At 64.6% G+C, this 12,356-nt stretch carries 18 protein-coding genes; 8 read left to right on the top strand and 10 right to left on the bottom strand.

What is annotated here, in order from left to right; genetic code table 11:
• The first annotated feature begins 73 nt into the window (after nt 1-73).
• From DXY03_RS08625 to DXY03_RS08615, 5 genes are all read left to right on the top strand, one after another.
• Complete coding sequence (locus tag DXY03_RS08625; protein WP_115010137.1) at nt 74-364, top strand: DUF3104 domain-containing protein; 291 nt, start codon at nt 74-76, stop codon at nt 362-364.
• 189 nt (nt 365-553) lie between these two features.
• Entirely contained in the window at nt 554-721 is a 168-nt protein-coding gene (locus DXY03_RS08620) for a DUF4278 domain-containing protein (RefSeq protein WP_244272372.1), read from the top strand.
• A gap of 134 nt (nt 722-855) precedes the next feature.
• Entirely contained in the window at nt 856-1,008 is a 153-nt protein-coding gene (locus DXY03_RS12325; protein ID WP_170952019.1) for a hypothetical protein, read from the top strand.
• Between the two features lie 227 nt (nt 1,009-1,235).
• Nucleotides 1,236-1,403 (top strand): hypothetical protein, encoded by a 168-nt coding sequence (locus DXY03_RS12320; RefSeq protein ID WP_170952018.1) that lies wholly within the window; start codon nt 1,236-1,238, stop codon nt 1,401-1,403.
• Between the two features lie 223 nt (nt 1,404-1,626).
• Nucleotides 1,627-1,809, top strand: coding sequence for a hypothetical protein (locus DXY03_RS08615; protein ID WP_115010059.1), 183 nt, complete (start codon nt 1,627-1,629; stop codon nt 1,807-1,809).
• On the opposite strand, the gene DXY03_RS08610 is transcribed toward DXY03_RS08615, so the two are convergent.
• From DXY03_RS08610 to DXY03_RS08590, 5 genes are all read right to left on the bottom strand, one after another.
• Complete coding sequence (locus tag DXY03_RS08610; RefSeq protein ID WP_114989453.1) at nt 1,810-2,046, bottom strand: hypothetical protein; 237 nt, start codon at nt 2,044-2,046, stop codon at nt 1,810-1,812.
• Nucleotides 2,043-3,512, bottom strand: a complete 1,470-nt coding sequence (locus DXY03_RS08605) for a leucyl aminopeptidase (protein ID WP_115010058.1) — start codon at nt 3,510-3,512, stop codon at nt 2,043-2,045. Before DXY03_RS08605 ends, DXY03_RS08610 begins: the two co-directional genes overlap by 4 nt.
• Nucleotides 3,513-3,568: 56 nt before the next feature.
• Nucleotides 3,569-4,141 carry a GIY-YIG nuclease family protein gene (locus DXY03_RS08600; RefSeq protein WP_115010057.1) on the bottom strand — a complete coding sequence of 191 codons (573 nt, stop codon included), beginning with the start codon at nt 4,139-4,141 and terminating at the stop codon, nt 3,569-3,571.
• Nucleotides 4,141-4,710 carry a hypothetical protein gene (locus tag DXY03_RS08595; protein WP_115010056.1) on the bottom strand — a complete coding sequence of 190 codons (570 nt, stop codon included), beginning with the start codon at nt 4,708-4,710 and terminating at the stop codon, nt 4,141-4,143. The genes DXY03_RS08600 and DXY03_RS08595 overlap by 1 nt, the downstream gene beginning before the upstream one ends.
• 95 nt (nt 4,711-4,805) lie before the next feature.
• Complete coding sequence (locus DXY03_RS08590) at nt 4,806-5,513, bottom strand: response regulator transcription factor (protein ID WP_115010136.1); 708 nt, start codon at nt 5,511-5,513, stop codon at nt 4,806-4,808.
• A gap of 201 nt (nt 5,514-5,714) precedes the next feature.
• Between DXY03_RS08590 and DXY03_RS08585 the strand changes: the two genes are divergently transcribed.
• The 3 genes from DXY03_RS08585 to pyrF are packed head-to-tail and all read left to right on the top strand — an operon-like array spanning nt 5,715 to nt 8,065.
• The gene (locus DXY03_RS08585) at nt 5,715-6,044 is read left to right on the top strand and encodes a DUF1825 family protein (RefSeq protein WP_115010055.1); all 330 of its coding nucleotides are present in this window, start codon (nt 5,715-5,717) and stop codon (nt 6,042-6,044) included.
• Nucleotides 6,045-6,089: 45 nt separating this feature from the next.
• A complete protein-coding gene (gene tyrS / locus DXY03_RS08580; RefSeq protein ID WP_115010054.1) occupies nt 6,090-7,337 on the top strand; it encodes a tyrosine--tRNA ligase in 1,248 nt (415 codons plus the stop codon).
• Nucleotides 7,337-8,065: an orotidine-5'-phosphate decarboxylase gene (pyrF, locus tag DXY03_RS08575; protein ID WP_115010053.1), complete on the top strand. Its 729-nt coding sequence runs from the start codon at nt 7,337-7,339 to the stop codon at nt 8,063-8,065. The genes tyrS and pyrF overlap by 1 nt, the downstream gene beginning before the upstream one ends.
• Nucleotides 8,066-8,084: 19 nt before the next feature.
• Here the strand turns inward: pyrF and plsY are convergent, their stop codons facing one another.
• From plsY to DXY03_RS08550, 5 genes are all read right to left on the bottom strand, one after another.
• Nucleotides 8,085-8,690, bottom strand: coding sequence for a glycerol-3-phosphate 1-O-acyltransferase PlsY (plsY, locus tag DXY03_RS08570; RefSeq protein ID WP_115010052.1), 606 nt, complete (start codon nt 8,688-8,690; stop codon nt 8,085-8,087).
• Nucleotides 8,687-9,706 (bottom strand): DUF3086 domain-containing protein, encoded by a 1,020-nt coding sequence (locus DXY03_RS08565; RefSeq protein WP_115010051.1) that lies wholly within the window; start codon nt 9,704-9,706, stop codon nt 8,687-8,689. Before DXY03_RS08565 ends, plsY begins: the two co-directional genes overlap by 4 nt.
• A 107-nt stretch (nt 9,707-9,813) precedes the next feature.
• Nucleotides 9,814-10,239, bottom strand: a complete 426-nt coding sequence (locus DXY03_RS08560) for a DUF3119 family protein (RefSeq protein ID WP_115010050.1) — start codon at nt 10,237-10,239, stop codon at nt 9,814-9,816.
• A complete protein-coding gene (locus DXY03_RS08555; RefSeq protein ID WP_006850673.1) occupies nt 10,236-10,985 on the bottom strand; it encodes an ABC transporter permease in 750 nt (249 codons plus the stop codon). The genes DXY03_RS08560 and DXY03_RS08555 overlap by 4 nt, the downstream gene beginning before the upstream one ends.
• Nucleotides 10,982-12,310, bottom strand: a complete 1,329-nt coding sequence (locus DXY03_RS08550; protein WP_115010135.1) for an MFS transporter — start codon at nt 12,308-12,310, stop codon at nt 10,982-10,984. Before DXY03_RS08550 ends, DXY03_RS08555 begins: the two co-directional genes overlap by 4 nt.
• Nucleotides 12,311-12,356 lie beyond the last annotated feature (46 nt).

Here is a 12,356-nt window from a genome sequence, read left to right as displayed (position 1 = left end):
AGCGCGATTGACGGCTTGCCAAACCCATATCGACATGGCTATGAGTACAGATGTACTGATTTGTGGGTGGCTCATGTCGGTTGATCACGGTGATCTCGCGGTGAAGGCGGAGGCTCCCTTTCTCCACGTCCGCCCAGGGCACTTTGTGATCGTCGCTGGAGACCAGCTCGATCAAGGGGATTGGTGGATGGGGCAGGTGCTCTTCTGCGAGGGAAGTGCTCGCCACCCCAGGCTTCCGTCTCTGTTTCAGGTGGCTGACGTGGATACGGGCGTCATCAAATGGATCAATGCCGATGCGGTCTCGGATGTGATCTGGTCGATGGATGGATGGCCCGCCAGTGCGCCTGTCTCTTCGGGCTGTTGATCGAACAGGGCGTTGATCGAGCAGGGGCCTTGATCAAGGGGCGGTGTGTATTCGCGTGAACGACACGGGCTTGACGGCTGTCTTGTAAGTAGTTTGTAGTAACCGCTACAAAACGTTCACCCCCTCTTGAGGGGGCGCAGATGCTCCAAGCCATGGAACGGGGACTTGGATTTCTTCGAGGAACATCCAATGACTGCACTTCTATATCGAGGCCACACCTATGCAGCAGCTCCAGCCACTCCCAAGGCCTGCGTTGAATTGACCTACCGCCGCGAGCACTACAACACCTGCCGCAAGGAACTTATTGGCGAAAGCCGTCGCACCCTCACCTACCGGGGCGTCACCTGCACCAAGTAGCCCGAAGCGCCCGTTGGTTCCTGCCCCTGCCCCCTTTCAAGGGCAGGGGTTTTTTGTTGGGCAGCTGGAGGGAGGCAAGCCACGGTCCAAGGGAGATCCCGGCATCCTGTGTGCGAGCCAGTCAGCATTCGCCGATGGGATCGGATCTCACCGCCATCGTGATCTCCTCGGTGTTTCTTGGGGTGGGTTTTGTGATTGCCAAGTTCTTCCCCGAAGCCGCGTTGCTGGCGGCGGTGTTCTTGGTGGGGCTGGCGATTCTCAACATCGCCCTTGTCCTTGTGGCTTGATGCCCAAAAAAGGGGGGGTGTTCCCTAAGCACCCCCGCGTTCGACGCATTGCCCCTTCACCGAAAGAAGCCCTCTAAGGATGGCCTGGGCTCCAGGGGCTGGTCGTCGCCATCACAACAAAACGCTTCTGGTGTGAGGGACCCAAGAAAAAGGACTGTGCTCTGCGGGAGCCCTCGCTGCGTTGACAGGGGCCGCACCATGAAGATGTTCACTATGAACTTTTTTTCATGGCAAACGTCCGTGAGATGGTCAACACCCATCTGCCCGTCGCGCTGAAGCTGATCAACAGCGCCGCCCTGGTTGCGATCGCGCTTTCAACCCTCTGTGCTGCTGGCTCTCTGCGTGAGATGTCTGGCAGGTCTGCTGCTCCAGTGGCTGTCACTGAAGCCAACTGAGCCCGATGAAATGGAGCGATACCCTGTATCGCTCCAGGGGATTTCGCCGGCCGATACTTGATCGGATTTGGTCGAATTCCTTAAGAAACCAACATCTAACCTGTTGAAAAGATTAAGCGCGGCAGCCTGATTGATTCAGCAAGTTCTCAGTGAACAGACGGGTTTCCGGCCATCGACGATGCTTCAGCCCATGCTTACGATCAGGCGGTGAGAGGAGGGTTGTATGTATCTGCTGACCATTAAGGATGGTCTTGGCACCCGTCATATCGGTCCCTACGCGTCGCCGAAGCACGCATCGGATGATCTTGATCGTGTGTTGGAAACTTGCTCCGAGCGAGCACGGTGGCAGATTCATGCATTGGAAACACCAGACCGCTCCCTCGAATTGCAGGCTGTTGCTTCCTGATCAGTTCTGACGTCGTCCTGGAAAGCCTCGGGTCAGTCCGCTGTCGATCATCAGACCGATGCCGGCGTTGATGCAAATCAGGCTGAGGGTTCCATACCAGAACCAGGGACCTGCGTCCTTGCCCAGCATCTGAACCACCTTGCGGCTCACCGCCTCGCCGAACAGGCAGAGGCCCACCGGGAGCAGCAGCACCCCCAGCTGGGCCTTGATGTACCAGCGCACCGGGGAGCGGCTCATGACTGAGCCAGCACCCAGTTCACCAGGGTGCGCACGCCGTAGCCGGTGGCACCAGCGGGATTGACGCCTTTGCCCTTGTCACTCCACACCGGGCCGGCGATGTCGATGTGGGCCCAGGCCGTGTCTTTGGCCACGAACTCCTTGAGGAACAGGGCTGCTGTGATCGAACCACCGGGCCGCGGGCCGGTGTTCTTCATGTCGGCCAGCAATGACTTCAATCCATCCCTGTAGGACTGCCGCAGTGGCATGCGCCAGAGCCCTTCACCGCCCGTCTGAGCGGCGGCATCGAGGGCCTCCGCCAAGTCGTCATTGTTGGACCAGAGCCCGGCCATCTCATCCCCCAGGGCAATCACGCAGGCTCCGGTGAGGGTGGCCAGATCCACCACGGCATCGGGCTTCTGCTCACAGGCATAGAGCAAGGCATCGGCCAAGGTGAGGCGGCCTTCGGCGTCGGTGTTGTTGATCTCAATCGTCATGCCGTTGGCGGCCGTGACGATGTCGCCGGGGTGGACGGCGGAGCCGTTCACCATGTTTTCGCAGGAGGCCACCACCATGTGCACCTCAACGCCAGCCGGCTTGAGTTCGGCGATGCTGCGCATGGCACCGATCACAGCGGCACTGCCGCCCATGTCGAACTTCATCATGTCGATCTGGGCGGCCCCCACCTTGAGGTTGTACCCGCCGGAATCGAAGGTGAGGCCTTTGCCCACCAGGGCAACGCGGCGTTTCACCTCGCCCTCGGGGCGATAGATCAGGTGGATGAACTTGGGGGGTAGGTCGGAGCCCTGGCTCACCGCCAGGAAGGCCCCCATGCCCTTGGCTTCGCAGTCGCTGCGCTCGAGCACCTTGAGTTCAAGGCCATGGTCCTTGGCGATGCCTGCGGCTGTGTTGGCGAGGGCCGCCGGGGTGACCACGTTCGGAGGGGCCGCCACCAGCTCTCGGGCCAGTTCCACACCGGCGCAGGTGGCATTCACTGCCGCAAAGCCGCTTTCGGCGGCGGGGCTTAGGTCGATCAGCTCCAGGGCCTCGGGGATCCGGCGCGGGTCCGGCTCCTTGCGGAAGCGTTGGTCTTTGTAGAGGCAGAGCCGGACGGCTTCTGCACAGATGCGGGCGGCTTCTGTGGCCTCGGTTCCCGCCCAGGGCAGGTTCAGGCCGAGGCTGCCCTCACAACCGATGGCGGCCTTGGCGGCCCGGGCGGCGGCGCCGCGCAAGCGGTCGGCGTCGATTCCATCGCTCTCGCCCAGGCCGAGCACCACCAGGCGCTGCGGGCCCCCGCCCAGGGGCGTGATCACCAGTTGATCTCCAGGCTTTCCTTTGAACTCCTGCTGCTTGAGGGCCTCGGTGATGCCGGCAAAGCGTTGTTCCAGGGCCGTTGCCGTGGCATCGATATCGCCCTGGGGCAGCCCCACCGCCAGCACATCGCCGTTCCACTCCTGCAAACCGGCGGAGGACAGGGAGAAGCGCATGAGTGGACGCGTCAACAAAGGATGAGCGTAGCGATCCTGTGCGACTCCCTCGGCCCTCAGAGCTCTGCGGTGAAGGGGGTGGCCCAGCGCTGGCGGGTTTCCTTGTTGAACGGCGGCCACCAGCGTTGGATCAGCTGTTGTTCCAGGGCCCGCCGGCCGCGGGTGGCCCGGGGCACATCACAGCTGAAGCGGATGCTCAGCTGGGCGCTCAGCTCACAGCGCTGCAGGGCTTCGCCGTAGGCGGCGAGGTAGGCCTTGCAGTCGTGATCACCTTTCCAGCGGCGCTCGGCGGCCAGGGTCTCGCCCACATAGAGCAGAAGCGGCTGCTCCAGCTGGGCTGGCCTGTCCATCACCAGATAAATCGCTGCTCCGCGGTGGGACGGTTCCGGCCAGCGCCAGAAACTCATCGCCAGGGGGGTCAGGGCCAGTGGATCGATGGCCGCCGCAGCGTCGTCGGGGCTGGCACCGAACAGATCTCCCTGGGCCGTGCTGGCACGTTCGCCGCGGAACAGCGGCGCTTGATGGGCATGCAGCCGCTGTTGCCAGGCGAGCAGCTGCTCCCGTTGCAGGGGCAGGTCGGGCCCGTTGTTGAAGGCCAGCGCACCGGTGGAGAACAGATCCCCCTGCATCAGGGCAGAGGCAGGCTGGGCCCGGCGCGGCGGCTGCCGAAACTCACCCGGCCGATCAGGACTTCCACGCTGCTAGCGGGAAGGCAGAGCCGCTCCTGCAGATCGGCCAGATCCTTGAAACCGGCGCGGCGGCGTTCCCGCATCAGGTTGGCTATCCGTTGTTCCGGCCAGCCCAGCAGCGCCAGCTGATCGGCGCTGGCGTTGTTGAGGTCGAGGGGAGCGGCTTGTGGCTGCGGTGGGGCATCGCCGTGCCACTGGAAGAGGAGATGGGGTGTCCAGAGCCTTGCCAGATCGCTCGGCAGCTCCAGCAGCCGGAACAGATCATCGGCACTGGCGAATTGCACCCCACCCTGCTGCAGCCGCACCAGCAGATCGGCGGTGTCCTGGCTGCAGCCGGGCAGTTGCAGCCACTGATCGCGGCTGGCCCGGTTCACATCCATCACCCAAGCCGACGGCTCGGGCACGGTTGGTAAAGGTTGCGCTGGGGCCGGCCGGGGTGGTGCTGGCAGCTGTCCGGTGGCCTGCAGCACTCGCCTGGCCAGGGGATCCAACCAGTGGCTGCGGGGCATGCTGCTCAGCAGAGATGGGCTGACCTTAACGAGGGTGCAGGGGCTGCGTCAGCGCAACTGGCGCATCTGGTTGTTCTGGCACCAAGCGGGTTCCTTCAAGTCGAGGGGGTCCAGCGGGGAATCGGCAGCGGTGGATCTACCAGGTTGCGCTGAAAGGCGATCAGCACCGCCTGGGTGCGGCTTTTGGCATCGAGTTTGCGCAGCAGCCCGGTGACGCAGTGCTTGGTGGTTTCGATCGAGAGGTGCAGCTGATCGGCAATCTCCTGATTGCTGAGGCCCTTGCAGAGCCCGCGCAGCACGTCTTCCTCCCGCAGGCTCAGCACGTCGCTGAGGGGATGGGCGGCGCCTTTGGGGCCACGGTCGTGGTTGGCCACGCCTGCAATCACCGGATCCATGTGGCTGCCATCGCTCTCCATGGCGCGCAGCACGCTGATCAGGCCGCCGTTGCCGATGCGCTCATGGCTACAGAGCCCTTCGCATTGCGCCTTGGCCGCGGCGTGAATCGTGCTGAGCAACGGGCGCTGAATCAACATCAGGCAGCGCAGGGAGGGCTGCTGGACTTTGGCGGCCGCCACCAGGGAGGGGCCGGTGCCGCGCTCGAGTTGGTCGCTGCAGATCAGCAGATCAGCGGCTGTGTTGCGAAGGCAGGCGAGGACTTCTGTTTCGGTGCTGGCGGCCCCCACCAGGGAGCCGATGCCATCAAGGCTGTGCACAAGGCCGCTGATTAAGACGCGATCGGCGGAGGCCACCACGATGCGGCGGCCCTCCAACAGGTACCGATGGCGCTGGGGAAGCTCACGCATCGCGCCGAGCTGAGCGGTGAAGTCCACATCCTGGAGGCGGCCCGAAACTCACCATGAATTCGGATGCCACCAAAGGGTGGTGCGGGTCAGCAAGACCGTACAAAACCTTTCTGTGATCGGCCATCAAAGGTGCGGCGATCACCCCCGTTGCCCCTGGCGAATCCTTGGCAGACTTTGCCGAAGCAGTGCGCAACGCCGACGATGGCCTTCTTCGATTCCGACATCGTTCAGGACGAAGCCAAGCGCTTGTTCGGCGATTACCAGCAGCTGATGCAGCTGGGCAGTGAGTACGGCAAGTTCGACCGGGAGGGCAAGAAGAAGTTCATCGAGACGATGGAAGAGCTGATGGGCCGCTACCGCGTGTTCATGAAGCGCTTTGAACTCTCGGAGGATTTCCAGGCCAAGCTCACGGTGGAGCAGCTGCGCACCCAGCTCAGCCAGTTCGGCATCACCCCCGAGCAGATGTTCGATCAGATGAACTCCACCCTTGAGCGGATGAAGGCGCAGATCGAGCAGCCGCCTTCTAGCTGAGCCAAGACTCGTACGATCGCGAGCGCTCGCTCATTGCGCCTCCCCATGCCGGACTCCATCCCGTCGTTGCCGGATTGGCTGTCGCGGGGCATGGCCGACCTGTTCCCGGCCGGGGATCCCAGTGATGCGGATCAGGCCCTGGCGGCCCGGTTGGCCCAGGCCGAAAAAGAAGGCCGGCCGCTGCGGGTGAAGCTGGGCATCGACCCCACCGGCAGCAACATCCATCTGGGCCACAGCATCCTCTTCCGCAAATTGCGGGCCTTCCAGGACGCGGGCCACACGGCGGTACTGATCATCGGCGATTTCACGGCGCGGATTGGTGATCCCACCGGCAAGAGCGCCACGCGGGTGCAGCTCACCAAGGAGCAGGTGGCCGCCAACGCCTCCACTTATTTGCGCCAGTTGGGGCAAGACCAGCCGAAGGAAACGGCGCTGCTCGATTTCGAGACCCCTGGCCGCCTGGAGGTGCGATACAACTCCGAGTGGCTGGAGGGCATGGACCTGCCGGCGGTGATCGGCCTCCTCGGCACCGGCACCGTGGGCCAGATGCTGGCCAAGGACGACTTCTCCAAGCGCTACGGCAGCGGCACTCCGATCGCGCTGCATGAATTCCTCTACCCGTTGCTGCAGGGCTACGACTCGGTGGCGGTGAATGCGGATGTGGAGCTGGGCGGCACCGATCAGAAGTTCAACGTGGCCATGGGCCGCGACCTGCAGCGCCACTTCGATAAGGGCACCCAGTTCGGGCTCTTGCTGCCGATCCTGGTGGGTCTGGACGGGGTGCAGAAGATGAGCAAGAGCCTCGGCAACGTGGTGGGGCTGGAGGAGGATCCGCTCTCGATGTACTCCAAGTTGGAGAAGGTCGGCGATGCGGCGATCGACGACTACGTCACCTTGCTGACCGATTTGGATCTGGCCTCGTTGCCGGAGAACCCGCGCGAGAAGCAGAAGGCGATGGCATTGGCGGTGACTGCCAGCCGCCATGGCATCGATGCCGCCCAGAAGGCCCAGAGCGATGCCGCCACCCTGGTGGGCGGCAGTGGCGATGCCGGTGCTGATGTGCCCGAGGCGTCGCTGGCGGAGGTGAACTTCCCGGCCAAGGCCTTTTATCTGTTCAGTGCGGTGGGGATCTGCGCCAGCAGCAGTGAAGCCCGCCGTCAGATCAAGGGCGGTGCGGCGCGGCTGGAGGGGGAGAAGATCACCGACCCCAACCAGGAGTTCGCTTCAGCGGCGGAACTGGAGGGCAAGGTGCTGCAGCTGGGCAAGAAAACCTTCCGTCGTTTGGTGGGCTGATGACCTTGCATCCCGCTGACCCCGCCGATCGGATCATCGTTGCCCTCGATGGCATGGCGCCTGAGCAGGCGCTGCGCTTTGCCGCCCAGGTGGAGGGGCTGCGCTGGGTGAAGGTGGGCCTGGAGCTGTTTGTGCAGGCCGGCCCGGAGGTGGTGGCCCAGCTGCGCGAGCAGGGGCTGCGGGTGTTTCTTGATCTCAAATTTCACGACATCCCGGCCACGATGGCCGGTGCCTGCCGGCGGGCGGCGGCGCTGGGGGCCGAACTGATCACAGTGCATGCCTGCGCCGGCAGCGAAGCGCTCAAGGCAGCTCAGGCCGCGGCAGAGGAAGGGGCCCAAGGGGCTGGCCAACCCGCCCCCACCTTGCTGGCGGTGACGGTGCTCACCAGCTGGGAAGAGCAACGACTGCAACGGGAGCTCGCCATTGCCCAGGGCATCGCCGAACGGGTACCGGTGTTGGCGCAGCTGTCGGCTACATCAGGAATCGGTGGATGTGTGTGCTCACCCCTGGAGGCCGCGGCGTTGCGTGCGCAGCATCCTGAGCCGTTTGCCTTGGTCACCCCAGGCATCCGCCCCAAAGGTGAGGCTGTTGGTGATCAAGCCCGGGTGATGGGGCCGGCTGAGGCAATCGCCGCAGGTGCCAGCCAGCTGGTGATCGGCCGGCCGATCAGCAAGGCTGAGGATCCCAGTGCGGCATTTGCTGCTTGTTGCGGAGAGCTCCTGGGCTGATCGCTGCCGGCGGCAGTGCTCAAGACTTCTGCCCGATCTTGGGTTCGGTGCCCGCCAAGAGTCGCTCGATGTTGCTGCGATGGCGCCAGAGCACCATCAGGCTGGCCACCAACGACACCACCACGTAGGCGCTGCTGCCGCCGGAGATCAGCATCAGCAGCGGCAGTCCGATGGCGGCCACTACGCTGGAGAGCGAAACGATCCGGAAGATCGAGATCACGGCCATGAACAGGCCAAAGCAGGCCAGCCCCACCGGCCAGGCCAGCCCCAGAAACATGCCCAGGCCGGTGGCCACTGCCTTGCCGCCCTTCCGGCCCAGCCACACCGGCCAGATGTGACCGGCCAAGGCCGCCAGGCCCGCCAGCACCTGTAGCCAGTCGCTGAGGCCAAAGCTCTTCGCCAGCAGCACCGCCAGGGCGCCTTTGCCCACATCAATCAGGAACACCGCTAGAGCCGGCCCTTTGCCCACGTTGCGCAGCACGTTGGTGGCGCCGGTGCTGCCGGAGCCGCACTCGCGCAGATCGATGCCCTTGAGCCAGCGGCCCGCGAGGTAACCGCTGGGGATGGCTCCCAGCAGGTAGCCGATGGCCAGGAGCAGCAGGGCGGTGAGGGCTGTTTGAGTCACAGCAGATCGTCGTCGTCGAGGCGTTCACCTGGTCCGGCCGCGAAGGCCAGCCAGAGGGGGAACTGAAGCACAGGGATGTCGACGCTGCGCTCGGCGGCATCGATCAGGATCAAGGGCACTTCGCCTCGCTCCTCCAGCCGGTCGGCCCGCTCCACCAGGGCTTCGGGCCGTTCGAACAGCACGATGCCGCTGCTGGGGCCGAAGTCTTCCCGGCCCAGGCCGAGGGCGTCCTGGAGGCCGCGCCGCCATTCGCCGAGCCGTTCGGGGCCGCCGGCCAGCACCAGGCACTGGAACTGATCGCCATACAGCTCGCCGATCACCGCGATCAGGGCCGCGCTCACCAGGATGTTGCGCGGTCGGGTGCCGCGGCTGGGCTGGGCGCCCCGTCCGCCTTGATTGAAGAACCAGTCCTCCAGCAGAGCCGTGTCGCGGGCATCGATGCTGCGCCGCAGGTTCCAGGGGTCGGCGTAGACGTCTGGCTGTTTGAGGAAGCGCTCCAGGGTCTGGCGGATCAGCTCTTCATCCGGGCGGAAGGTGTCGGCCACCGCGGGCGGCGGAGTGCTGTCACCGGGCTTGTCCGGCACCGCTGCGTTGTCTGCCGCCTGATCGAGGGGGGAGGGCTGCACCACCATCGGCTGCACCACCAGCTCCAGGTTTTCCACGCTCTGTACAAGATCCTGCAGGGCGCCGCCTAGGTACTCCTGGAAGCCCTTCACGCGGCGGGCAATGGCGTCCGATTGGCCGGCGAAGTTGGCCTTCAGTTCGGTCTCGAGTTGCTGCTTGCGGGAGCTGAGGGCGTTGATCTCCGTTACCAGGGCATCGCGGCGGTCCTGCAGATCCTTGAGGGCCAGCTCCATTACGGGATTGGCTTCTGTGGCGGCGGGCTCGGTGCTGGTGGTGTTGGCGGGTTCTGGGCTGGTGTCGCCGCTGGTTTCCGCCGGGGGCTGCTCCGGTTCAGGCGCCTGGGGGGTCAGGTCGGTGTCGTCGGGCATTGCGTCAGCTGCCGTGCTCTCCATCCCTCCATTCCAGCCGACCAGGCCGCAGAAAAACAGGTGGCATCACAACTGCGACAGGTATGCACGAAATTGCATGGATATCGGCACGAAATCGTCTTGAAATCGTGCTACTGCTTGCTATTGCTCGTGTTGTATTCCGTGTCGTCGTTCGGTACTTCCAGGGCTCCTACCCGCAGTTCCAGCTGTTCCCGCAGCTCCTTGGGGCTGAACAGGATCGGCAGGAAGTGAATGCTCTGGGTTTCGCGGAAATAAAATAGGCCCGGCAGCCAGGGTGCGAACAGTCGCCAGCTCAGCCATTGGTCGTAGGGGAAACGCCGCAGCTCGCGGCTGTTCTGCCACACGATCAGAGCGTCTTCCTTGAATTCGAGTCGCAGGCTGGCGCTCTGGATCAGCAGAAACAGGCCGAACAGCACCACCACCAAGGTGGGCCAGGGCGAAAGCGGCAGCGGCAGCAGTGCCAGGCCAAGGGCCACAACCAGCAAAGGCAGCCGCACGTCTGGCTTGAGGGTGACGGGGGCGGGGGTTGAACTCATGCTCCGAACAGCACCTGGGTGAGAACGACATCCATTAGGGCCACCAGGATCAGGATCATCACCACCGCACCGGTGGTGCTGGTGCCCACTTCCTTGGGACCGCCGCGGGTGGTCAGGCCCCAGCCACAGGCCACCGTGGCGATGATCAGCCCGAACACCAGGGCTTTCACCAGCATGAACGGCAGGTCCAGAGGGTTCATCCAGGTCTGCACCGAGGTCCAGAACACCGCCGGAGGGATGTTGTAGAGGGCCGTGCTGGTGAGCTGGCCTGACCACACCGCCACGAAGAAGAAGAAGAAGCACTGCACCGGTGCCATCACCACCATGGCGATCATCCGGGGCACCACCAGGTACTCCACCGGGTCGGTGCGCAGCATGGTGATCGCATCGATCTGTTCGGTCACCTTCATCGTCCCTAGCTGGGCGGCGTAGGCGGTGGCCACCTTGCCGGCCAGCAGGCAGGAGGTGAGCAGGGGCGCGATCTCCCGTGCCAGGCCGATCGCCAGGATGCCGCCCACCGTTGATCCCGCCCCCTGGCGGGTGAGTTCCGCGGCCACCTGAATGTTGAACACCGAGCCGGCGGCCACCGAGATGATCAGCACGATCAGCAGGCTGCCGGGGCCGGCCTCCAGCATTTGCTCAAACAGCTCACCCCGATTGATGCGACCGCGCAGGGTGGCGGCCACGGCCTGGCCTCCGATCAGCAGGCTGGTGCCCAAGCGTTTGATGGAACGGGGCGTGTTCATCCGGCGGCCTTCTGCAGGTGGGCTCCACGGTCGGGCCAGCCTCGCATCACCACAAGGCCAAGCAGCACAAGGATGGCGGGAATCAGACCCATGCAGAGGCGGATCGCCAGCAGGGCTGAATTCGGTTGTTCGATGAAACTCAGTGCCCCGCTGCAGTTGCCCCCCTTGGCGGAGATGTAGCCGGTGAGCGAGAGCAGGCTGCCAAACACCGACATGGTTAGGCCGATGATCAGCTTCTGGCCGAACACCATCCAGGCGGTGTAAAGCCCGGCGGGTTTGCTCGGATCAGCGTCGATCGCATCGGGCAGCAGCGACCAGGGGATCAGATAGGCCGTCGCCGCTCCCACCCCCACCAGGGCGATCAGCCCCACCAGCGGCAGCAGTTGCAGCGGGCCGGGATCCGCCGCCAGGGGCGGGAACAGCATTGAGATCAGGCAGGCGCTGATCCACAGCCCCGCGCCCCAGCGCAGGGTGGCGACGCGGCCGATGCGGTTGCTGAGGTTGCTCCAGAGCTGGAGCCCCAGCAGGGCGGCGATCTGGAAGGGCAGCAGGATCCAGGTGGAGAGGTTGGCGGGCACATGCACCACCTGCACCAGCCAGATCAGGGCCACCACCTGCATCAGTTGCAGGCCGAACCAGAGCAGCAGATACAGCCCCAGCACCTGGCGGAAACGGGGGTTGGCCATCACCCGCTTCAGCTGCTGCATCGGCGGCTCGTTGTTGGGCACCGGCCGTTGGGCCCGCTTGGCGTAGGGGGCCAGGCCCCAGCAGCAGAGCAGCGTGGTGGTGGCGGCGATGCTGCCGGTGATTCGGCCCATGGCCAGGTAGCCCCCACCTCCGTCGGTGAGCACCACCGAGGCCACGGTCAGTCCGCTCAGGCCCGCCAGGATTGATCCGGTGAACCGCGCCGCATTCAGGCGGGTGCGAATGGCGGTGTCCGGCGTCAGTTCGGTGCTGAGGGCCGCGTAGGGCAAGTTGACGCTGGTGTAGGCGGTCATCAGCAACACCGCCATCACCGCGTAATACGTGGTGCGCTGCAGCGTGTCGCCCGGGGGCACCCACCACATCGCCGTCAGGCTGATACCCAGCGGCAGGGCTGCGGTGAGCATCCAGGGCAGGCGCGGGCCCCAGCGGCTGCGGGTGTGATCGCTGAGCCAGCCGATCAACGGATCATTCAGCGCATCCCACACCTTGCTCACCGTGAGCAGGGAACCAGCGATGAAGGCCGGCAGGCCAGCAGCGCAGATGAAAAACGGAAAGAGGTAGAAGCCCAGCTGAGTGGCGGCAAGTCCGGTGCCGGCGTCGCCCAGGCCGTAAGCCAGCATCAGCCTGCGGCGGGATCCCTTCAGGGATGCGTCGGTCGGTGTCACG

It is taken from the genome of Synechococcus sp. N5 (assembly GCF_900473925.1).
GTDB lineage: Bacteria > Cyanobacteriota > Cyanobacteriia > PCC-6307 > Cyanobiaceae > Parasynechococcus.
The sequence above is the reverse complement of the archived record's forward strand: the minus strand, read 5'-3'. Positions and strand labels throughout refer to the sequence as shown.